At 64.6% G+C, this 260-nt stretch carries 1 protein-coding gene; it reads right to left on the minus strand.

Features of this window, described 5'->3' with window-relative positions; translation table 11 throughout:
• A partial coding sequence (locus AC5ZGW_RS47930; RefSeq protein ID WP_496114374.1) for a DDE-type integrase/transposase/recombinase occupies positions 1-260 on the minus strand: 260 nt, incomplete at both ends.

Here is a 260-nt window from a genome sequence, read left to right on the forward strand (position 1 = left end):
TACTTCGCCAGCGCCTCTTCCAGCGCCGCCACGCAGAACGAGACGTCCATCGTGTTCGACAACCGCCACGCCAGAACCGCACGGCTCGCCCAGCCGATGATGGCGACGAGATAGAGAAAGCCACGGCCGATGGGCAAATACGTGATGTCGGCCGCCCACACCTGGTTCGGCCGGTCGATCGTCATGTTGCGCAGCAGATAGGGATAGATCTTGTGGCCCGGCGCCGGCCTCGTAGTGTTCGGCCTTGGTCCCAGCGCCGC

The sequence above is a fragment of the Bradyrhizobium sp. Crot121 genome (assembly GCF_059512385.1).